General features: G+C 73.6%; 12 protein-coding genes. 6 read left to right on the top strand and 6 right to left on the bottom strand.

The features are described from left to right. Positions 1–297 precede the first annotated feature (297 nt). A complete protein-coding gene (locus tag NFS20_RS04100) occupies positions 298–3,486 on the bottom strand; it encodes an efflux RND transporter permease subunit (RefSeq protein ID WP_251150441.1) in 3,189 nt (1,062 codons plus the stop codon). Positions 3,487–3,594: 108 nt separating this feature from the next. Between NFS20_RS04100 and NFS20_RS04105 the strand changes: the two genes are divergently transcribed. Next, positions 3,595–4,104 carry a MarR family winged helix-turn-helix transcriptional regulator gene (locus tag NFS20_RS04105; protein WP_251150442.1) on the top strand — a complete coding sequence of 170 codons (510 nt, stop codon included), beginning with the start codon at positions 3,595–3,597 and terminating at the stop codon, positions 4,102–4,104. A gap of 41 nt (positions 4,105–4,145) precedes the next feature. On the opposite strand, the gene NFS20_RS04110 is transcribed toward NFS20_RS04105, so the two are convergent. Then, positions 4,146–5,378, bottom strand: a complete 1,233-nt coding sequence (locus NFS20_RS04110) for an MFS transporter (RefSeq protein ID WP_251150443.1) — start codon at positions 5,376–5,378, stop codon at positions 4,146–4,148. 60 nt (positions 5,379–5,438) lie between these two features. Here NFS20_RS04110 and NFS20_RS04115 point away from each other — a divergent pair, with 60 nt between their 5' ends. Further along, positions 5,439–5,954 (top strand): MarR family winged helix-turn-helix transcriptional regulator, encoded by a 516-nt coding sequence (locus NFS20_RS04115; protein ID WP_251150444.1) that lies wholly within the window; start codon positions 5,439–5,441, stop codon positions 5,952–5,954. A gap of 70 nt (positions 5,955–6,024) precedes the next feature. Here NFS20_RS04115 and NFS20_RS04120 read toward each other — a convergent pair whose 3' ends face one another. Further along, positions 6,025–6,870, bottom strand: a complete 846-nt coding sequence (locus NFS20_RS04120) for an oxygenase MpaB family protein (RefSeq protein WP_251150445.1) — start codon at positions 6,868–6,870, stop codon at positions 6,025–6,027. 193 nt (positions 6,871–7,063) lie between these two features. On the opposite strand from NFS20_RS04120, the gene NFS20_RS04125 reads away from it, so the two are divergent. The 4 genes from NFS20_RS04125 to NFS20_RS04140 all read left to right on the top strand — a co-directional run bounded on the left by NFS20_RS04125 (position 7,064) and on the right by NFS20_RS04140 (position 20,177). Further along, complete coding sequence (locus tag NFS20_RS04125) at positions 7,064–13,093, top strand: Ig-like domain-containing protein (protein WP_251150446.1); 6,030 nt, start codon at positions 7,064–7,066, stop codon at positions 13,091–13,093. A gap of 91 nt (positions 13,094–13,184) precedes the next feature. Next, the gene (locus NFS20_RS04130) at positions 13,185–13,799 is read left to right on the top strand and encodes an ArsR/SmtB family transcription factor (protein ID WP_251150447.1); all 615 of its coding nucleotides are present in this window, start codon (positions 13,185–13,187) and stop codon (positions 13,797–13,799) included. Next, on the top strand, positions 13,796–14,038 hold the full coding sequence (locus NFS20_RS04135) for a hypothetical protein (RefSeq protein WP_251150448.1): 243 nt from the start codon (positions 13,796–13,798) through the stop codon (positions 14,036–14,038). The genes NFS20_RS04130 and NFS20_RS04135 overlap by 4 nt, the downstream gene beginning before the upstream one ends. 163 nt (positions 14,039–14,201) lie before the next feature. After that, a complete protein-coding gene (locus tag NFS20_RS04140) occupies positions 14,202–20,177 on the top strand; it encodes an Ig-like domain-containing protein (protein WP_251150449.1) in 5,976 nt (1,991 codons plus the stop codon). A gap of 12 nt (positions 20,178–20,189) precedes the next feature. Here the strand turns inward: NFS20_RS04140 and NFS20_RS04145 are convergent, their stop codons facing one another. From NFS20_RS04145 to NFS20_RS04155, 3 genes are all read right to left on the bottom strand, one after another. Next, entirely contained in the window at positions 20,190–21,056 is an 867-nt protein-coding gene (locus NFS20_RS04145) for a DUF6882 domain-containing protein (RefSeq protein WP_251150450.1), read from the bottom strand. Between the two features lie 70 nt (positions 21,057–21,126). Further along, positions 21,127–21,561, bottom strand: coding sequence for a helix-turn-helix domain-containing protein (locus NFS20_RS04150; RefSeq protein WP_353050413.1), 435 nt, complete (start codon positions 21,559–21,561; stop codon positions 21,127–21,129). A 72-nt stretch (positions 21,562–21,633) separates the two neighbouring features. After that, positions 21,634–22,386: a TenA family protein gene (locus NFS20_RS04155; RefSeq protein WP_251150451.1), complete on the bottom strand. Its 753-nt coding sequence runs from the start codon at positions 22,384–22,386 to the stop codon at positions 21,634–21,636. Positions 22,387–22,550: the final 164 nt, after the last annotated feature.

Below are 22,550 nucleotides of genomic sequence, written 5' to 3' on the forward strand. Positions count from 1 at the left end.
ACCCCGCGCTGCCCCGGTACTACCCCGCGCTACACCGGTACTACCTCGCGCGACCGCGGTACTACCCCGCGCTGCCCCGGTACTACCCCGCGCTACTGGCGTACTTCCTCGCGTTCGGGGGCACCGGGATGGCGAGACGAAGGACGAGCGGGCGGTGCGACGTCGGATGCGAAGGGCGTCAAGGCCGCGCTCCTGAAGCGGACAGCCGACCGCCGGAGGTGACGGCGCGGCCAGCCCGAGCACCGACGTCGCACCGCCCGCGGACCGGACCGGACCCGGAACCCCGGGACCCGGGGACTACGCCCGCGCCGCCCCCACCGTCTCGGACTCCACGCGCACCGACTCCTGAGCCTTCGCCGCCCGACGAGCCCGGCGCTTCTCGCCGCGGCGCTCGACGAGCAGGTACAGCACCGGCACGACGACGAGCGTGAGCAGCGTCGAGCTGATCAGCCCGCCGATGACCACGAGCGCGAGCGGCTGGGAGATGAACGCGCCGCCGCCCGTGATGCCGAACGCCATCGGGGTGAGCGCGAAGATCGTCGCGAGCGCGGTCATGACGATCGGACGCAGACGCTTGCGCGACCCTTCCAGCACCGCGTCGTCGAGCGAGCGCCCGCGCTCTCGGTACTGGTTGATGAGGTCGATGAGCACGATCGCGTTCGACACGACGATGCCGATGAGCATGAGCATCCCGATGAGAGACGGGACGCCGAGCGGCGTCGACGTCGCGAGCAGCAGGAGGAGCGCACCGGTCGCGGCGAACGGCACCGAGACGAGCAGGATGAGCGGCTGCACGAGCGAGCGGAACGTCGCGACCATCACGACGTAGACGATGAGGATCGCGGCGAGCAGCGCCATGCCGAGGTCGGCGAACGCGTCCTCCTGCTGGGCGGCGACGCCGCCGATCTCCACCGACGCGCCCGCGGGCAGGTCGAGCTCGTCGACCGTCGTGGTGAGCGCGGCGGTGAGCGAGCCGAGGTCCTGGCCCGCCGGCGTCACGGAGACCGTCGCGCTGCGTTCGCCGTCGAGGCGCGTGATCGACGTCGGGACGGCGACCTCCTCGATCGTCGCGACGGACGTCAGCGGCACGGGTCCGGCGGCGCTCGGGATGACGAGCGCCTCGAGCTCGGCGACCGTCGCCGGCCCCTCGCCTTGCGACACGACGACGTCCACGGGGCCGTCGCCGAGGTCGACGCTCCCGACCGGCATCGGCGACATGACCGAGGCGACGAGCCCGGAGAGCTGGGTCTCGGTCAGGCCCGCGGCGGTGGCGGCGTCGCGGTCGACGCTCACCTGCACGGTCGACTGCTCGGCGGCGAGGTTGTTCGTGACCTCGATCGCGCCGTCGGTCGCGGCTGCCGCCTCCTGGACCTGCTGCGCGGCGGCGGCGAGCGTGTCGGGGTCGGTGGTCCGCACGACGAGGTCGACGGTCGAGGAGCCCATGAGCGCCTCGCCGCCCGCGACGGTGATCTCGGTGGTGGCGTCGGTGCCGAGGTCGGCGACGGCGTCGCGGATCGTGTCCTGCGCCGCGGTGCCGTCGGCGTCGTCGGCCAGCGTCACGGCGAAGCTCGCCTGCGGCGTCGAACCGCCGCCGAAGAACGCCGCCGCGGCGACGTCACCCTGGCCGACCGTCGTCTGGACGGTCTCGACCTCGTCGAGACCGAGCAGCGCGTCCTCGACGGCGCGCGCCGCCTCGTCCTGGGCGGCGAGCGTCGTGCCGGGCTCGAACGACTCGGTGACGGTGAGCGTGTCCTGGCCGGAGTCGCCGAGGAAGTTCGTCTCGAGGCGCGGCACGAGCGCGAGCGTCCCGACGAGGACGAGCACGGCGACCGCGAGCGTGACGACCGGGCGGCGCAGCGAGGCCCGCAGCGTCGGCATGTAGGCGCGCTGCCAGATGCCGCGGCGCTCCTTCGCCTCGGCCTCGGCGCGCGTGCGCTCGGCGACCTCGGCCGCGCGGGCGACGGACTCCTCCGAGCCGTCGTGCTCGACGACGCCCTTCGGCGGCTTGATGAACCAGTACGCGAGCACCGGCACGATGGTCAGCGCGACGAACAGCGAGGCGAGCATCGCGATGGCGACCGTGACGGCGAAGGGCCGGAAGAGCTCGCCGACCATGCCGCCGACGAGCGCGATCGGTGCGAACACCGCGACCGTGCAGATCGTCGAGGACGTGATGGCCCCGCCGACCTCCCGGACGGCCGTGAGGATGGCCTCGCGCTTCGGCTCGCCGTACGACAGGTGCCGCTTGATGTTCTCGATCACGACGATGGAGTCGTCGACGACGCGGCCGATCGCGACCGTCATCGCGCCCAGGGTGAGGATGTTCAGCGTGTAGCCCGTGGCGTTCATGACGATGAACGTCACGCACAGCGACAGCGGGATGGAGATCGCCGACACGAGGGTCGAGCGCAGGGACGCGAGGAACAGGAGGATGACCACGACGGCGAACAGCAGGCCGAGCCCGCCCTCGGTCGCGAGGCCTTCGATCGACTCCTCGATGAACGGCGCCTGGTCGAACACGACGGCGACGCGCACGCCCTGGTCGGCGAGCGCCTCGTCGAGGTCGCCGAGCGCGTCCTGGACGGCGTGCGAGATCTCGACCGTGTTGCCCGCAGGGGTCTTGGTCACGGCGATCGCGAGCGACGGCTCGCCGTCGAGCCGGGAGTACGACGTCGCGTCGGCGTCGACCTCGGCGACGTCGGCGACGTCGCCCAGCGGCACGACGCCCGCCGCGCCCTGCAGCGGGAGCGCCGCGAGCTCGTCGACGCTCGTGATCTGCGAGCCGATCTGGACCGTGAGCTCGGTGTCGCCCTCGGTCACGGTGCCGCCGGGGATCTGGACGCCGTTGTCGTCGAGGAGCGTGGAGACGTCGGCGGACGAGACGCCCGCCGCGGCGAGCGCCTGCGGGTCGAGGTCGACGCGCACCTCGCGGTCGGCGATGCCGGTCACCGCGACGGAGCGCACCTCGTCGATCTCCTCGAGCCGCGGCACGAGCACGGACTCGACGACGGAGCCCAGCTCGGCCGCGTCGAGCTCGTCGCCGCCCTCGGCCCCCGCGGCCGCGAGCTGGATGACCGGGAGGTCGTCGATCGAGCCCGTGACGACCTGCGGCTCGACGTCGGCCGGGAGCTGGGACTGGATGCGCGTGACCGCGGTCTGGAGCTGCTGGGCCGCCGCGTCCATGTCGGTGCCGTAGTCGAGCTCGACGGTGGTGGCGGACAGGCTCGTCGACGCGGTCGAGCTGATGCCGGCGACGCCGTCGACGCCCTGGACCGCCGCCTCGAGCGGCTCGGTGACCTGGTCCTCGACGATCTCCGGCGCGGAGCCCGGGTAGACGGCGACGACGGCCGCCGCCGGGATCTGCAACGACGGGATGAGCTCCTGCTTGAGCGAGCCGAGACTGACCACGCCGAAGATCGCTGCCGCGACCGTGACGAGGGCGACGACGGCTCGGTTCGCGAGCGACGTGCGGGCGAGTCGGGACACGGTGCCTCCAGGCAGCGAGGAAGATCGGAGGAGAAGGGACTTCGACGCCGTCGTCGATCGTTAGCCTAACGCTAAGCATCCGTGCGGAGTTCCGGGTACGGTCACGTCGTGGGAGACGAGCACACCGACCGCGCCGTCGAGCGGCAGGACGCGGGGCGCGACGAGCAGGCCGACGAGCGCCGCGTGCTCGTCGGCCGCGTGGAGGAGGCCGGCGACGTGCTCAGCGAGATCTTCCTCGCGCAGCGGCTCGAGCCGATCCTCACGACCCCGCTCACCGTGCAGCAGCTGCGCGCGCTCGCCGTCCTGCAGCTCGACGGGCCGTCGGGCGCCCACCATCTCGCCGAGGTCCTCGGCGTCTCCGCGGCGACGGTCTCGGGCATCGTCGACCGGCTCGTCACGGCGGAGATGGCCGAACGCCGCCCCGACCCGACCGACGGGCGCGTGCGCCTCGTCGCGGCGACGGGCCGCGGGGCGGAGGCCGTCCGTCGGCTGGCGGCGCGCGAGGAGCCGACGCAGCACCTCCTGGAGCGTCTCGACCTCGACGACCTGCGCGCGCTCGTGCGCGGGATCGTCGCGCTGGCCGACGCGGCGCGCGCCGAGGCCGACGCGCGCGGCTGACGCCCGTCGGACGCCGGCCGCGACCGTTGCCTGCGGCGGCGTCACACCTCGCCGAGCGCCTCCTCGGGAGTCCCCTCGACGGCGCGGGCACGCCGGTCCCAGCGCGACCACAGGACGCGCTCCCCGAGCTCGCCGGCCATGCGGTGCGCCGTCGCGAGGAACACGACGACCCCGACGACGAGCACGCCCGCGCCGACCCAGAAGGGCGCCGTCGCCGAGACGGGGTGCAGCAGCCCGGCGATGACGGGCGCGGGAGCGGCGAAGCCCCAGCGCACGAGGTTGAACGCGCCCGTCGTCACGCGCCGGTCGGGGTCCCCGAGCGCGAGGGACAGGTCGGTGAGGTTGGCGTTCGCGATGCCCATGCACACGCCCGCGAGGACGAGCACCACGACCGACCCGGCGGTACCGACGTCGAGCGCGAGCAGCACGAGCGCGACGAGCACCCCGAGGATCGCGATCCCGAGCGTCTGCACGGCACCGACGCGGTGCGCGAGGCGGTGCCCGACGACGAGGATCCCGACCGCGAGGCCGACGCCCCACGCGGTGAACACCAGGCCGAGCGGGATCACGTCGAGGCCGAGGAACACGGGCGTGTAGCCGAGGACGACGAAGAAGCAGAAGTTGTACGCCGCGGTGACGGCGGACAGGGCGAGGAAACCGGGCTTGCGGAAGAGCCGGAACACCTGGCCGACGCGCAGGGGCGCCGGCTTCTCCACGGGGTCCTTCAGCCGCGTCACCGAGACGAGCAGCGCGACGACCATGAAGACGCCGCACACGAGGAACGGCACGCGCCACGAGATGCCGCCGAGCAGGCCGCCGAGCAGCGGTCCGACGGCGAACCCGAGCCCCACGCACGTCTCGAACAGCGCGACGACCCACTCGCGGTCGTTGGCGAGGGAGACGAGCAGGACCATCGCCGTCGCGAAGAACATCGCGTTGCCCAGACCCCACAGCCCGCGCAGCGCGGCGAGCTGACCGATCGTCGTGCTGAGCGCGGCGAGCACCGCCGCGACGGCGACGAGCGACACGCCCGCGACGAGGATCTTCTTGTAGCCGAAGCGCCCGGTCGCCAGGACGGCTGGGATCATCCCGAGCGCCATGACCGCGATGTACGCGGTGAAGAGCAGCTCGATCTGCCAGGTCGAGGCCCCGATCTCCGCGCCGATGACGGGCAGGATCGGGTCCACGACGGCGATGCCGGCGATCGCGAAGAACGCGGTCAGGGCGGTGGCGTAGATGGCGGTGCGGTTCGGCTCGTCGCGTGTCGAGGCCACGTGGTGCTCGCTCTCCGTAATTAACTGTATCTAGCAGGTACTTCCCTGTAGAATACACCTATGTATGTTGCTCGAGGAAACAACCCGGTCGGCGACGACGCGGCACGGGACGTCGTCGCCGCGATCGAGCTCGAGGTCGCCCAGCTGCTGCGCCGGGCCGAGCGCACCTCGGCGTCGGGGTCCCCCGGGACCGCTCGCGGGGGTGCGCGCACCGGCACGCTCGACCGGTCGGGCTACCTGCTCCTGCAGACGCTCGCCACGCACGGCCCGCAGAACGTCAACGCGCTCGCCGCCCGGCTCGGCCTCGACGCCTCGACGGTGACACGCCAGGTCGTCGCGCTCGACCGTGCGGACCACGTCCGCCGCGTGCGCGACCCGCACGACGGCCGGGCGGTGCTCGTCGAGCCGACCCCGGAGGGCCTCGACGAGCTCGCGCGGCACCGTGCGACGCGCGCGGCCCTGTACGCCGACGTGCTGGGGGGGTGGTCACGGCTCGACCGGTCGCTGCTCGCCGAGCTCCTCGCACGCCTCAACGCCGACCTCGACGACTTCCGCCGGCACCGCGACGACGGCTGAGCACGACACCGGCCGCGCAGGACGCGTACGACGGGCGCCACGAGCGCCGCGCGCGCGACGGCTGCGGAGCTCACGGGGCGGGGAGCGCCCACCGGATCGCGCGCGTGACGACCGCCCCCGCAGGCCCGGCTTGCGCCGGCGGCACGAGCCGCACGGGCGGCAGCCCTTCCCTCGCCCACGGCGGCAGCGACGCGCGGGCGGCCGCCGCGAGCCCGGCGTAGACCGGCCTGACCACGGCGGGCAGCGGCGGCTCCACGAGGAGGAAGCGCGCCGCGTCGAGCGCGGCGGGCGTCACGGCAAGCTCCGGCCGGTAGGCGGCGATCGCCGCCTCCAGCTCGACCCAGGAGAGCGGCACGTCCTCGACCCCGAGCCGACGACCGACGTCGCCCGCCCGCGCCACGTACTCGTCGCACCTCGCGCGGTCGAGCGGGTCCGCACCGAACAGCTGGTGCGCGACCAGGAAGCTCTCGGTCTCCGCGACGTGCACCCACCGCAGCAGGTGCGGGTCGCCCGCGGCGTACGGCCGCCCGTCCGGGGTCGTCCCGCGCACGCGGTGGTGCACCGCTCGGACGGCGTCGACGGCACGCTGCGCGTCGTCCGCCGTGCCGAACGTCGTCGTCGCGATGAAGGTCGACGTGCGCTGGAGCCTGCCCCACGGGTCCCCGCGGTACCCCGAGTGCGCGGCGACGCCCGCCATCGCGAGGGGGTGCAGGCTCTGCAGCAGCAGGGCGCGCAGGCCGCCGACGAACATCGAGGCGTCGCCGTGGACGCGCCGGACCGGCGAGGTCTCCTCGAACCAGCGCGGACCGGGGGTGTGGTGGATGCGCGCGCGGGTCGCCGCGGCGTCGGGCCCGGCGACGCGCGCGAGGATCGCCGCGCCCGCAGAGCGCCGAACGGGTGAAAGGGCGTCCAGCATGTCCTGATCGTCCCACCGCAGCGCGAGCACGCACCTCCACGGTCCGCTCGCAGCCCTATCCTGTGCTCGCGGGCGGCGCCCGTGGGTGCGCCTCCGGACCGGCCGGCAGGTCGTCCGGGACGTGCTCGGAGGCGTCGTGGGAATCAGGTCGCGTGTTGCGGCGAACCGTCGGACCGTCGCCTCGGCGACCGTCGTGACCCTCTTCGCGACGACGCTCGTCGCCGTCGCCGCGCTGTCCGAGGGCGAGGCGTCCGCGGAGGTCGACCTCAACGACTCCGGCGTGTGGGTGACGAAGACGTCCACCGGCCTCGTCGGCCGGTTCAACGCCGAGTCCCAGGCGCTCGACGGCTCCCTGCTCTCCGGGAGCACGTCGTTCGACGTCCAGCAGCAGGCGGGCCGGGTGCTCGTCGAGGACCTCGCGACGTCCGCCGCGAGCCCTGTGGACATCGCCCACCTCGTGCTCGACGGCTCCGTGCGCGCACCGGCCGGGTCCCAGGTCCGCTCGGGCGGCGGCACGGTCGCCGTGCTGGACACCGACGAGGGCACGCTGTGGGTCATGCCGTTCGACGCCGCAACCGGCCTCGACCCCGAGAAGTCCGAGCCGGTCGCCACCGTCGGGGAGGGCGGCACGCTCGCCGTCTCCACGGACGGCACGGTCTTCGTCGCCGACCCTGCCGAGGGCGTCCTGCACGAGGTCCGCACCGGTCCGGACGGCGTGGCCGAGGAGCCGACGTCGTCCGCCCTCGCGGTCTCCCCCGGCGCGGACGTCGAGCTCACGACGGTCGGAGAGGTCCCCGTCGTCCTCGACCGGACCGCCTCCACGCTCGTGCTCCCGTCGGGCAGCGTGGTGAGCCTGGCCGACGGTTCCGAGGCGCGGCTCCAGCAGCCGTCCGCCGAGTCGGGCTCCGTCGTCGTCGCGACGGCCACCGGTCTCGTCACGCAGCCCCTGCGCGGGGGCGACGCGGTGGTCAGGCGTGCGAGCGGCGTCCCGGCGCCGCCCGTCCAGCTCGACGGCTGCACGTACGGCGCCTGGTCGTCCTCCGGGGAGGTCGTGCGCGACTGCGACGGGACCGAGCGCGACCTGCAGCGCACGCTCGACGGCGTCGACGCTCGCGCGACCCTGCAGTACCGGGTGAACCGCCACGCGATCGTGCTCAACGACCTGGCGGCCGGAACCCTCTGGATGGCCGCGGACGAGTTCGAGGTCGTCGACGACTGGGACCAGGTCAAGCCCGAGGACGCCGAGGGCGAGGAGTCCGAGAGCGAGGAGAGCTCGCCGGAGCAGGTCGACCAGGTCCTCACCGACCGCTCGAAGCCCAACCGGCCGCCGCTGCCGAACGACGACCTCCTCGGCGTGCGCCCCGGGCGCACGACGATCCTGCCCGTGCTCGCGAACGACGTGGACCCCGACGGCGACGTCATGACGGCGGAGGTCGCCGGCGCCGGGCCGGACGGCGTGCTGGTCCAGCCCGTCCTGGGCGGCGCGGCCCTCCAGGCGACGGTCCCGGCGGACGCCGCGGGACGCTCGTCGTTCACGTACCGGGTGAGCGACGGCCGGGCCGGCGGGACCGCCGAGGCCGACGTCACGCTCGAGGTCTTCGGCTGGGACGTCAACGAGCCGCCCGCGCAGACCGGCGAGCCCGTGCTGAAGGTCGTGCAGGGCGGCACGGCGTCGATCAAGGTCCTCCCCTACTTCCGCGACCCCGAGGGCGACGAGCTCTTCCTGTCCTCGGCGAGCACGTCGGGCGCGGGCGACGAGGTCCGCACCCTCCCCGACGGCACGGTCGAGTACCGCGACGCGGGCGCCGCGCCGGGCCGCAAGATCGTCGAGCTGCTCGTCTCCGACGGTCGCGTCACGGCCGAGGGCCGCCTCCTCGTCGACTCCGTCCCCGCCGACCAGCCCCCGACCGCCGTCAACGACCACGTGGTCGTCCCGTTCGGCGAGACCGTCACGGTCTCGCCCCTGCGCAACGACTCCGACCCGGACGGCGACGCCCTGCGCCTCGTCGGGGTCGCCGAGCAGGCGCCCGCGGAGATCACGCCGAGCTTCGAGGCCGGGACGTTCGACGTGCGCTCCACCGAGGCGCGGTCCTACGACCTGACGTACGACGTGAGCGACGGCCAGTCCGTCACGACGGGCCTCGTGCGCGTCGACGTCGTCGCCCCGGCCGACGACGACGCCCCGCCCGTCGTCGTGTCCGACCGCGCCCTGCTCCCCGCCGACGGCTCGACCCTCGTCGACGTGCTCGCGAACGACACCGACCCCGCCGGCGGCGTGCTCGTCGTCCAGTCCGTCGACGTGCCGGACGGATCGGGGATCTCCGTCGCCGTCCTGGCGCACCAGGTGCTGCGCGTCACCGAGGTGCGCCGCCAGTCGGAGCCCGTGACCTTCCGCTACACGGCGTCCAACGGCACCCGGACCGCGGTCGGCGAGGTCAGCGTCGTGCCCGTCCCGCCGCCGGTCGAGCTGCGCCCGCCCACGGCGCTGCCCGACGAGGTCACGGTCCAGGCCGGCGACGTCGTCGACATCCCCGTGCTGCGCAACGACGTGCACCCCGACCAGCTCGAGCTGACGCTCCAGACCGAGCTCGAGCAGGACGTCGACCCGGCCGTCGGGGAGGCGTTCGTCTCCGAGGACCTCGTCCGGTTCCGCGCCGGGGCCGAGGCGGGGACGACGTACGCGATCTACCGCGTCCGCGACGTCAACGGCCAGGAGGACTCGGCCCAGGTGACGATCCGGGTCCGGGCGGACGAGGACAACGCCGCGCCGCGCCCGCCCGAGGTCGTCGCCCGCGTGCTCAGCGGGACGACGGTCCGGATCGCGGTCCCGCTCGGCGGCGTCGACCCCGACGGCGACTGGGTGACCCTCTCGGGCGTCGCGTCGCCGCCCGGCAAGGGGTCGGCCGAGCTCGTCGACGGCTACCTCGAGTACACCGCCGCGGCGACGGCCGTCGGCACGGACAGGTTCACCTACGCGGTGGTCGACGCGCGCGGTGCGACCGCGACCGGCACCGTGCGGGTCGGCATCTCGGTCCCGGCCGCCACCAACCAGCCGCCCGTCGCGGTCGACGACGAGGTCACGGTCCGTCCGGGGCGCACGGTCGCCGTCGACGTGCTCGACAACGACAGCGACCCCGACGGCGACCGGCTCTCCCTCGTCGCGTCGGAGGTCGAGGGCACGCTCGAGCTGCCCGCCGAGGTCGTGGGCGACCGCGTCGTCGTCACCACCCCGCCCGACGACGGGACGTCGACGTTCTACTACGCCGTCCAGGACACGTTCGGCGCGCGTTCCTCGGCCGCCGTGACGGTGGTCGCACGCCGGGACGCGCCGCTGCTGCCGCCCGTCGCGCACGACGACGTCGTCGCCGTCGAGGCGGTGCTCGGTCGCACGAGCGTCGACGTCGCGGTGCTCGAGAACGACGAGGACCCGGACGGGACGGCGCAGGAGCTCACGGTCGAGGTCGCGGACGAGGACGTCGTCGTGGACGAGGACGGCGTGCTCACCGTCCCGCTGACGACCGACGCCCAGGTGATCACGTACTCCGCGACCGACGTCGACGGGCTCAGCACGCGCGCGTTCGTGCGCGTGCCGGGGCTCGGGACGGCCGAGGAACCTGTCCGGAAGCCCGTCCTGCGGGCCGGGATCACCCCGCTCGAGGTGCTCAGCGGCGAACCGCTGACGATCGACGTCGCCGACTACGTCGTCGTCGCCGAGGGCCGCACCCCGCGCCTGACCGAGGAGTCTGCGGTCACGGCGTTCGAGGGGACGCGGGAGGTCACGGGCGCGACGACGATCGTCTACACGTCGCGCGCCGAGTACGCCGGCGCGGCGGGCGTCACCTTCGAGGTCACCGACGGCACCGGGCCGGACGACCCCGACGGTGCGACCGCCGTCCTGACCCTCCCGATCCGCGTGCTCCCGCCGGAGAACCTGCCGCCCGTGCTCGGCGCGCCGACGGTCGACGTCGCGGCCGGCGAGGAGACCTCGATCGACCTCGCCCGGTTCGCGACGGACCCGGACGAGGACCCTCTGACGTTCACCGTCACCGGGTCGGCCCCCGGGCTGACGACGACCGTCGAGGGGACCACCGTCACCGTCCGCGCCTCGGCCGACGTCCAGCGCGGCACGACGCTCGCCGTGCCCGTGCAGGTGAGCGACGGCGAGAACCCCGGGGTCGGCGGCGAGCTGGCCGTGACCGTCGTCGCGTCGACCCGTCCGCTCGCGACGCTCGTCGACGACGTCGTCGAGGACGCGCACCAGGGGGTCGAGATCTCGGTCCCCGTGCTGCGCAACGACAAGAACCCGTTCGAGGAGGTCGGGCCTCTCGAGCTCCTCGGGGCCGCGGTCGACACCGGTGACGGTTCCGCCCAGATCGACGGCGACGAGGTCCTCGTGACCCCGGACGAGTCCTTCGTCGGCGTGCTCGTCGTGCGGTACCGGGTCCAGGACGCGACGCAGGACGTCGAGCGGCAGGTCGAGGGCAGCGTCACGGTCACGGTCCTCGGCAAGCCCGAGGCGCCGACCGCGCCCCAGGTCGAGGAGGTCCGCTCGAAGACCGTCGTGCTGTCGTGGGACCCGCCGAACAACAACGGCGCGGAGATCACGGGCTACACGGTGACGTCGCAGAACGGGTACGAGAAGGCGTGCGCGACGACGACGTGCACGCTCGACGCGCTGACGAACGACGTCGAGTACACGTTCACGGTCGTCGCGGAGAACGCGGTCGGCCCGTCGCCGGCGTCGCCCCCCTCGCCGCCCGCGCGGCCGGACGAGAAGCCGGACCCGCCGGCAGCACCGACCCTGACGTTCGGCGACAGGTCCCTCACGGTGACGTGGGAGAACGCGACCTACACCGACAGGTCCCCCATCCGGTGCGTCAACCTCGAGATCGTCCCCGCACCGGACGACGGAGTGTTCCGCAAGTCGTGCGTCGCGGGTACCGAGACCGTGTGGTCGGGCCTCGACAACGGCGTGCCGTACACGGTGACCGTCCAGGCGGTCAACGACGCCCCGGAGCCGTCGGAGTGGGGCGCCGCGTCGGACCCCGAGGTCCCGGCCGGCGTGCCGGACGCGCCCGCCGCGCCCAGCGCGACGCGCACGGACAGCGCCGTGAACGGCGGCGTGATCGGGGTGACGTGGAGCACGCCGTTCGAGAACGGTGACGCCGTGACGACCTACCACGTGCAGCGGTTCCGCAACGGCTCCCCGGACGGCGCGACCGTGCCGGTCGCCGGGAAGACCTCGTTCTCGGCGACCGGCCTCGACAACGAGTCGTCGTACACGTTCACCGTCACCGCCCAGAACAAGGCCGGCAGGGGCGCGACGAGCGCCGCGTCGGCCGCGGTGATCCCCTACGGCAAGCCCGGGGCACCCGGGACACCCTCGGCCGCGCTCATCTCCGGGGACACGAACGGGAAGGCGCGCGTGACCTTCGGGGCGGCGGACGCCAACGGCGACGCGGTGACGTACACCGTGCGGGCGAACGGCACCGGCGGCCGGAGCATCCAGACGACCGCCACGACCTCCACCTTCACCGGTCTGACGAACGGGCAGCCCTACACGTTCGACGTCCAGGCGTGCAACGCCGCGGGGTGCTCGGCGTGGACCGGCCGGTCCGGCTCCGTCACTCCGTACACGACCCCCAGCACTCCCGGGGTGTCGTGGACGAAGGCGTCGGCGACCGACGGCTACTTCACCGTGAGCGGGCCGAGCTCCGACGGCGGCAACGCCGCGCGCGTCGAGTGGTCGCTGTCCGGCTCGGAGAGCAGGAGCGGCACCGGGACGGGGCGCATCGACCTCGCGGGCGGGTACTCGCGCAGCTACACCGTGCAGGCGCGCGCGTGCAACGCCGCCGGCTGCTCGGGGTACGTCTCGGCGTCCGGCACGACCGACGCGCCGCCCCCGCCGCCGAACCCGCGGGCGTGGGTGGTCCGCGGGCCGCAGAGCAACGTCGCCGGCTGCTCGGGCTACATGTGCACGCAGTTCCGCGTGCACGCGAACGCGGACTTCCCGTCGGGCTCCCACTCGTTCCAGTGCTGGAGCAACGCGAACGGGTACGACCACAACATCTCGGGCAACTCCTACACCCGGACGCTCAACGCCAACGGCTTCGTCGACCTGCCGTGCGTGCTCGGCAACGCCTACATCAACGGCGGGCTTGCCCAGGCGTGGGTCGTGATCGACGGGACGCACTACGAGAGGACGACCTGGCCCGCTCCCTGACGCGCGGCGCCGCTGCCGCGGCCATCTATCCAGAGGAATCTCTGCAAAGAAACCCTTGCAAAGAATCCTTTGGATAGATATCGTCGTGGGCATGAGCACGGACGACGTCGGAGCGACAGCCCCCGAGGAGCACGAGGAGTCCCTCGGGCCTGCCCAGCTCAAGGCCCTGGCCCACCCGTTGCGGATCCAGATCCTCGACCTGCTCTCCGCGCACTCGGCGCTCACGGCGAGCGGGATCGCCGAGCTCGTCGGCGAGTCGAGCGGGTCGACGAGCTACCACCTGCGTCAGCTCGCGCGCCACGGCTTCATCCAGGAGGTCGCCGACCGCGGCACCGGCCGCGAACGGTGGTGGGAGCGCCGGCCCGGGGGCTTCCGGGTCGGGCTCCCGGAGGACCCGGACGACGTCGCGGCGATCGCTACCACCCTCACGGTCGCCCTCGAGTTCGAGAAGGCACGCGCCCGCAAGATCCAGTCGCTCCTGGAGAACTCGCAGACGCTCGATCGCGAGTGGCTCGACGTCACCCGGCTCACGACGACGGCGATCTGGCTGACCGCGGAGCAGATGGCCGAGGTCGGCGCGGCGTGGGAGCAGTTCTCCGACACCCTCGACCGCTTCTCCCACCAGGAGCAGACGCCGGGTGCCCGGCCCGTCCAGGTCCACTTCAACCTCTTTCCCCTCGTCGACGGCAAGGAGAACCCCTCGTGAGCGCGTACTCCCCCACCCTGCCCCGCACCGCCGAGCTGCACGGGGTGGACCGGCTGCTCGTCCGGGTCGGTTCGCACCTCACCGCGCTGGGCCGACGCCGCGCCGCCGCCCGCGCCCAGGCGCTCGCGGCGCGCACCGCCCGGTCCGAGGGCGTCGCCGCCCGGGACGTGCTCGCCCGCCGGCACGTCGAGCGGCTCGACGACAACGCCGCGCAGACCCACCCCCTGCTGCTGCGCTGAGACCGTCCTCAGGCACCGGATGGGGACTTCTGCCCCCTCGGTGGCCTGTCCCCCGCTCTCCCGCCCCGGCTATGCTCGTCCGGGCCGCTCGCGCCGACCAGGGCCGTTCCCGGCCTCGCTCCGCCGGTGCAGGCCGAGCCGAGGTACCAACCGGGGGAGTTCCGTGGGTTTCCTGCAACGTCTCAACGAGAACCGTCGCGCCGTGGCGTCGGTGACGACGGTGTCGGTGTTCTCGACGGCACTGGTGGGACTCGCGTGGTTCTACGAGGGCGAGGCGACGGCCGACGTGGAGCTGAACGACTCGGGTGTGTGGGTGACGAAGACGTCGTCGGGGCAGCTGGGTCGGTTCAACTACGAGTCGCAGGCGATCGACGGTGTGCTCGTGGCGGGGTCGGCGTCGTTCGACGTGCAGCAGGACGAGGGTCGGGTGCTGCTGGACGACGAGGGGACGAGCACGGCGTCGCCGGTCGAGGTGGCGCACCTGACGCTGGACGGGCAGGTGCGGCTGCCGGCGGGGGCGCAGGTGGCGTCGGGGGGTGCGACGACGGCGGTGCTCGACGGTGAGGAGGGCCTGCTGTGGGTGCTGCCGTTCGACGGTGCGACGGCGTTCGACCCGGAGGAGACGGAGCCGGTCGCCGAGGTCGAGGGTGACGGTGCGCTGACGGTCTCGGGCGACGGCACGGTGTTCGTCGCGGTCCCGTCGACCGGGACGCTGTGGACCGTGGAGACGTCCGACAAGGGCGTCGTCCAGGGCGCGCCCGGCACCGCGAACCTCCCGGTGGGCCCCGGCGCCGACCTCGCGGTGACCGCCGTCGGCGACGAGCCCGTCGTCCTGGACCGCTCGGCGTCGACGCTCGTGCTCCCGGGCGGGAAGACCGTCCTCCTCGACGACGGCGAGGGCGCGCGGCTGCAGCAGCCGTCCGCCGGGTCGGCGAACGTCGTCGTCGCGACGTCGTCGGGGCTCGTCACCCAGCCGCTGGACGGCGGTGACGCGCTGACGCGCGCGGCGCAGGGATCGCCGTCGGCGCCCGTGCAGCTCGACGGCTGCACCTACGGCGCGTGGGGGTCCACGGCTCAGGTGGTCCGGGACTGCGCAGGCACCGATCGCGACCTGGACAAGCGGCTCGAGGGCGTGGACCTGCAGGCTCGCCTGGAGTACCGGGTGAACCGGCACGTGATCGTGCTCAACGACCTGGCGGCCGGGACGCTGTGGATGGCGGCGGACGAGTACGAGAAGGTCGACGACTGGGACGTGCAGCTCCCGGAGGAGGCCGAGGGCGAGGAGTCCGACGCCGAGCTGACCAACCCGGAGCAGGTGGACCAGTTCATCGCGGACCGGTCGCAGCCGAACAAGCCGCCGCAGCCGAAGGACGACGTGTTCGGGGCCCGCCCCGGGCGCACGACGATCCTGCCGGTGCTCGCGAACGACGTCGACCCCGACGGCGACGTCATGACGGCGACGGTGGTGGGCGACGGACCGGACGGCGTGACGGTCGAGCAGATCCTCGGGGGTGCCGCGCTGCAGGCGGTCGTGCCCGAGGACGCCGAGGGCACACTCGGCTTCCGGTACACGGTCTCCGACGGTCGCGGCGGGACGGCGGAGGCCGGGGTCTCCCTGAAGATCTCCCCCTGGGACGAGAACGAGGCCCCCGAGCAGACCGGCGACCCGGTGCTCAAGGTCGCGCAGGGCGGGACCGCCACGATCAAGGTGCTGCCGTTCTTCAAGGACCCCGACGGCGACGACCTGTACCTCGCGTCGGCGGACGCGACGGTCGCCGGGGACGAGGTCCGCTCACGACCCGACGGGACGGTCGAGCTCCGTGACGGCGGCGGCTCGACCGGCCGCAAGATCGTCACGCTCGCGGTGGCCGACGGCCTGGGCGGCATCGCGGAGGGCAAGCTGCTCGTCGACGTCGTCGCGGGCCAGCAGCCGCCGATCGCGGTGAACGACCACGTGGTCGTCCCCGCCGAGCAGTCCGTCACCGTCGAGCCGCTGCGCAACGACAGCGACCCGAACTCGGACGCCCTGCGCCTGACGGCCGTCTCGGAGCACGACCGGGCGCTCATCACGCCGAACCTCGACGCCGGGACCTTCGCGTTCGCGGCCGACGAGCCCGGCTCGTACGACCTGACGTACCAGGTGACCGACGGCCCGGGCGTCACGACGGGCCTCGTCCGCGTCGACGTGCTGCCGCCCGACGCCGCGAGCGGCCCGCCGATCGTCGTCGCCGACACCGCGCTCCTGCCCACCGGCGGCACGACGCTCGTCGACGTGCTCGCCAACGACACCGACCCGGCCGGCGGCGTGCTCGTCGTGCAGTCGGTCACGGTGCCCGAGGACGCCGGTGTGTCGGTCGCCGTGCTCGCCCACCAGATGTTGCGCATCACCGAGATCCGGCGGCTGGACGGCCCCGTGACCGTCGAGTACACGGTCTCGAACGGGACGCAGTCGTCCACCGGGCAGGTGCGCGTCGTCGCCGTGCCCGCCCCGACGAAGCTGCAGCCGCCGAACGCCGTCGCCGACGAGGTCATGGTGCACACGGGCGACGTCGTGACGATCCCCGTCCTGAAGAACGACACGCACCCGGACGGGCTCGAGCTCTTCCTGCAGACCGAGCTGGAGCAGGACGTCGACCCGGCGCTGGGCGAGGCGTTCGTCTCCGAGGACACCCTCCGCTTCAAGGCCGGCGCGGAGGCCGGCACCGCGCACGCGATCTACCGCGTGCGCGACGCCAACGGGCAGGAGGACTCCGCCCAGGTCACGATCCGCATCCGCGACGACGAGGACAACGAGCCGCCCCAGCCCCGCGACATCGAGGCCCGCGTCCTGTCCGGCGCGGCCGTGCGCGTCGACGTCCCTCTCCTCGGGATCGACCCCGACGGCGACTCGGTCCAGGTCACCGGCGTGGCCTCGGCACCGAGCAAGGGCACCGCACGCGTGGTCGACGGGAGCCTCGAGTACAGCGCGTCGAAGAGCTCCACCGGCCTGGACACGTTCACGTACTCGGTGCTCGACGCGCGCGGCGCGACCGCGACCGGGACCGTGCGGGTCGGCATCTCCCGACCGGCCGAGACCAACCAGTCGCCGGTCGCCGTCGACGACGAGATCACCGTCCGGCCGGACCGGACGGTCTCGGTCGCGGCGCTGCGCAACGACACCGACCCCGACGGCGACCAGGTCGCCCTCGTCCCGTCCGCCGTCGAGGACGAGCACGACCTGGGCGCCGAGGTCGTCGCCGACCGCATCGTCATCACGTCCCCGCCGGACGACGGGGCGTACACGTTCTACTACGGCATCCAGGACACCTACGGGGCCCGTGCGACCGGCGCGATCACCGTGAACGTGGCCGCCGACGCCCCGCTGCTGCCCCCCGTCGCGCGCGACGACGCGGTCCAGGTCGAGGACATCCTCGGCGAGACCGAGGTCAGCATCCCCGTGCTGGCCAACGACGAGGACCCCGACGGGGCCGCGACGGAGCTCGAGGTCTCGACCGACGCGCAGACCGCGACGGTGAGCGAGGACGGCGACCTCGTCGTGACGCTCACCGAGCAGCGTCAGGTGCTCACCTACACGGTGACCGACGTCGACGGGCTCACCGCGAGGGCGTTCGTCAGGGTCCCCGGCCTGACCGACCAGGTCCCGACGCTGCGCCCGGGCACGTCCCTCGAGGTCGTCGCCGGACAGTCGCTCGACATCGACATCACCGAGCACGTCCTGGTGGTCGAGGGCCGCACGCCGCGCCTGACGACGGAGGAGACGGTCAAGGCCACGGAGGGCTCTCGCGTGGTCACGTCGGTCACGCAGATCACCTACACGCCGAGCCCGGAGTACCACGGGCCGGCGTCGGTCACCTTCGAGGTCACCGACGGCTCCGGGCCTGACGACCCCGAGGGCAACGTCGCGCTCCTCACGCTCCCGATCACGGTCCTGCCGCCGGAGAACCTGCCGCCGGAGCTGCGCGACGCGACCCTCGAGGTCGCTGCGGGCGAGGAGGCGTCCGTCGACCTCGCGCGGTTCGCGACCGACCCCGACGGCGACGCCCTGTCGTTCAAGGCGTCGGCGCCGGGTCAGGGGATCACCGTCTCGGTGGAGGGCTCGACGCTGCTCGCCCAGGCGACGCCCGAGGTGTCGAAGGGCACCGTCGTCGAGGTCCCGGTCACGGTCTCCGACGAGAACAACCCGCCCGTGGCGACGCAGGCCCGTCTCACCGTGGTGGCGTCCACGCGGCCCCTGACCCGCGCGAACGACGACGCGGTCCCCGACGCCCACCAGGGCAAGGAGACCGTGGTCCCCGTGCTCGACAACGACTCGAACCCGTTCCCCGACACCCCGCTCACGCTCCTCAACGCGGTGGTCGAGACCGGCCAGGGCTCGGTGTCGCTCGCGGGCGACCAGGTGGCCGTCACCCCGCGCGAGGACTTCGTCGGCGTGATGGTCGTGCGCTACCGCGTGCAGGACGCGACGCAGGACCCCGACCGCGAGGTCGAGGGCCGGATCCAGCTCACCGTGCTCGGCAAGCCCGAGGCACCCCCCACGCCGCAGGTCGAGGAGGTCCGCTCGAAGACGGTCGTGCTGTCCTGGGACCCGCCGAACAACAACGGCGCCGAGATCACCGGCTACACCGTGCGGTCCCAGAACGGGTACGAGAAGGCGTGCGGCACCACGACCTGCACCCTGGACGGGCTGACGAACGACGTCGAGTACACGTTCACCGTGTTCGCGACCAACGACGTCGGCGACGAGTCCCTCACCGCCGCGCGGAAGAACGCGACCTACACCGACCGGTCCGCGATCGAGTGCGTCAACCTGCGCATCTCCCCGGCCCCCGCCGGCGGCGCGACCGACAAGACGTGCCTGACCGAGACCACCACCACCTGGGAGGGCCTGACCAACGGCCAGGCCTACACCGTCCAGGTCCAGGCCGAGAACCGCGCACCCGACCCGTCCGAGTGGGGCGAGACCTCCGCGTCCGAGACCCCCGCGGGCAAGCCCGCTGCGCCCGCGGCGCCGACCGCGCGGCGCACGTCCATCGGCGCCACGTCGCAGATGGAGGTCTCCTGGACGGCGCCCGACCCGAACGGTGCGGCGATCTCGCAGTACTCGGTCGACGTGCTCCAGGGCGGTTCCGTCGTGCGGACGGTGACCGCGGGCGGCGGTGCGACGAGCACGACCGTGGGTCTGCCCGCCGACACCACCGGGTACACGTTCCGTGTCCGGGCGCACAACAAGGCCACCGACAAGTTCGGTGACGCCGAGAGCTCCCCCGCGTCCAACGCGGTCCGCGCGTTCGCCGCGCCCGGCGCCGTCTCGGGCCTCAGCGCACGCGCCACGGGGTCGGACGGGCAGGTCGAGCTCTCCTTCGGCGCCGCGACCGGCAGCGGCGTGCGCGCCGACGAGATCCGGTACCAGTACAACGCCGGCGGCGGCTGGGCCGCCCTCGCCGCGAACAGGGTCGTCGGCGGCCTCACCGACGGCCGCGAGGCGACGATCCAGGTCCGCGCGGTCGCCGGCGTCGACGGCGCCGACGAGCCGGGACCTGCCTCGAGCGCGACGGCGACCCCCTACGGACCGATCCCCGCGCCGACGCTGACGGTGAGCGGCGGAGACCGCGCCATCACCTACAGCTGGTCGACGTCCGACAACGGTCGCCCGTACACCACGTCGGTCACCGGTGCCGTGCGCTCGAACAGCGCGTCCGGGTCCGGGACGCTGAGCGTCGGCTACTCGGAGACCCGGGAGATCTGCGTGACCGTCACCCCGACCGAGGGTGCGGCGAACCAGACCTGCCGGAGCGCGACGTCCGACAAGCGGCCCGAGCCCGTCCTCCAGGCGTACAAGGGATCGAACTACCCGTCCGTCACGTGCACCCACTCGTCGTGCGCGATCGTCGACCTGTCGATCTCCGGTGCGGAGCCCAACACGCCGTTCACGGTGTCGTGCTGGACGAGCCACAACGGCGACCACATGTTCGAGGGCACGCGCACGTACTCCGTCGACCGCAACAACCGCCAGCTGCGGACCGACGCGAACGGGAACTTCCCGCGGAGCGGGATGTGGTGCCACTACGGGCAGCCGGGCGCGCAGGTCTGGATCCGCACGAACGCGTTCGGCGACTCCCGCACCGTGACCTGGAGCTGATCCCTCAGCGCCTCAGCCGTGCCGGCGGAACCAGCGCCGGCGCGGCGGCGGGCTCGGTTGGCCGGCACCCGCCGCGCTCCCGGTGTCGGCCGCACCGGGATCGGCCTGGGCCTCGACCGGGGCGGGTTCGGCCTCGACCCCGACCGGTGCTGGATCGCCGTCGGCAGGTCCGGCGTCGGCAGGCCCGGCGTCGACAGGCTCCGCGGCTGGTCGCGCCGTCGCCTGGATCTGCGTGATCCGGGCGGAGTCGTCGAACGCCACGGTCACCGCGCCGCCCGGGACGACGAGCACGACCGCCCCGTCGTCGCCCGGCTCCACCTCGAGCCCGCGGCCGTGCGCGTAGGCGAGCACGGCACGACGGTGGTCGACGACGGTCACGGCGAGCAGGCCCTCGCTCAGCGTGCGCACGACGCGCGGCACGCTCGGCGAGGGCAGCTCGAGCGTGGGGTGCTCGAGGAGGAACCAGGCGCGCGTGCCGCCCCCGACCGGTGCGCTGTAGTGCGCGAACGACCCGGTCGTCGTCTTGGCCGCGAGCGTGAGCCGGTGCGGCAGCTCCTCGGACAGCGAGAACTCGGCGGTCGTCGTCTCCGGCAGACCGGCGCCGCGGGTCTTCTCCGCCGCCACGAGGACCTCGTCGGGGAAGTCGTTGACGTTGTGCCAGGCCCACATCCAGGTCCCGGGTCCCGGGGCGGACGTCCCGAGGAACTGCAGCCGGCACCCGGTCGCGACGCCGGTGGCGGACGTGAAGGTGAACGTGCCCGTCGACAGGTCCGCGTCCCACGAGTCGTCACCGTAGAGGTCGGCGAGGTGCAGCTCGTGCTCGTGGGACAGGAACGCGGCGTCGTCGACGAGGTCCTGGAGGACGGGCGGCTCGGTCATGCATCGAACGTAGCCCCGTCGGGTGCGCCCCGGCGGGCAGCGACACGGGGCCGCACAGAACGCCCCGAGATCAGGCGGCGGCGAGAGACCGGTGGCGCGCGACGCGCGCGGAGGCGGCAGGACCGGACCTCGCGCCGCGGTGACGCGCCGCGAGGGCGGCACGCGCGGAGGGCCGGGCCCCGGCGGACGACAGGACCAGCACCGGGCCGACGGGACGCAGCTCCTCCCCCGTCCGGGCGACGAGGTCGACGAGCCGGATCCCGAGCGCAGCGCAGACCGCTGCCAGAACCTCCGACGACGCCTCCTTGCGACCTCGCTCGACCTCGGACAGGTACGCCGTCGAGACCCGGGCCGCGGTGGAGACGTCGACGAGCGTGCGCCCCTGGGCGAGCCGTGCACGGCGCAGGATGCCGCCGATCACGTGACGCAGGAGAGGCTCGGGACGCCTCGTCGGGCTCGGCCGTGACGCGGCAGCGCCGCCGGTCGCGAGGGTCTGTCCGTCCATGCCGGTCACGCTACCCGCGCCCCGGTCCGGTCGTCGCCGGGCCGGGGCGCGGATCTGCTGCGGGCGTAAGGCTCACCAGCCCTCGAGCGTCTGAGCCATCTGCCAGAAGCGGATCTCGTGCCGGCAGCTCAGCTCGAACGCGAGCTCCATGCGGGCGCGCTCGGCCTCCCCGGCGTCGGCGGCGAGCGCGTCGAGGCGCGCCCGCAGGTCGGCGAGCACGTCCTCGGTGCGCTCCGCCGCGTAGAACTCCCACCACCCCGCGAGCGGGTGGTCGGCGGCGATCGCACCCGGCGTCGACGCGCGATCGTCGAGCCAGAAGCGCCGCGCCGACCAGATGTACGTCCACGGGCACGGGAGCAGCGCGGCGAGCAGCACGCCGAGGGAGTCCCGACCCGCGGCGAGCATGTGGTCGACGTACGCCTGCGCGCTCGGCGCGAGCCGCGAGACCTGCGCGTCCTCGTACCGCACGCCGAGGAAGTCGCACATCGCGTGGTGGGCGTGGGACTCGTCGTCGAGCAGGAAGCCCGCCTTGCCGTGGAACCACGCCGCCCACGCGCGGTCGGGGGCGAGCGCCATGCCGAGCCCGTAGCAGCGCAGGTACGCCGTGAGGTACTGGTGGTCCTGGCCCACGTAGTGCCGGACGGCTGCCGGCTCGACCGTCCCGTCCCGCAGCCCTGCGAGGAACGGGTGGTCGTAGAACTCGGCGAACAGGTGCGCGTACCGACGGCCGAGCCCGGCGGTGAAGCCGTCCTCGTCCGCAGCGACGAGAGCACCGGGGATCCCGGTGGTCGGGGTGGTCAGGGTGGTGATGGCAGACGTCGTCATGCCCACGTTCCTCCGCTCGTGCTAGCGAGATCAGGTTCGACGGGTCCGGGCGGCCTCACCGCTCGTCTCGGTCCCTCGGCCCGGCGCTCGTCGCCCGGGCGGGACACCCCGCGTGGTTCGTCGGCACCCTAGCAGGAGCCCCACCGGCTGCGCGGGAGGGTCCC

The sequence above is a fragment of the Cellulosimicrobium sp. Marseille-Q4280 genome (assembly GCF_943181405.1).
Lineage (GTDB): Bacteria > Actinomycetota > Actinomycetes > Actinomycetales > Cellulomonadaceae > Cellulosimicrobium.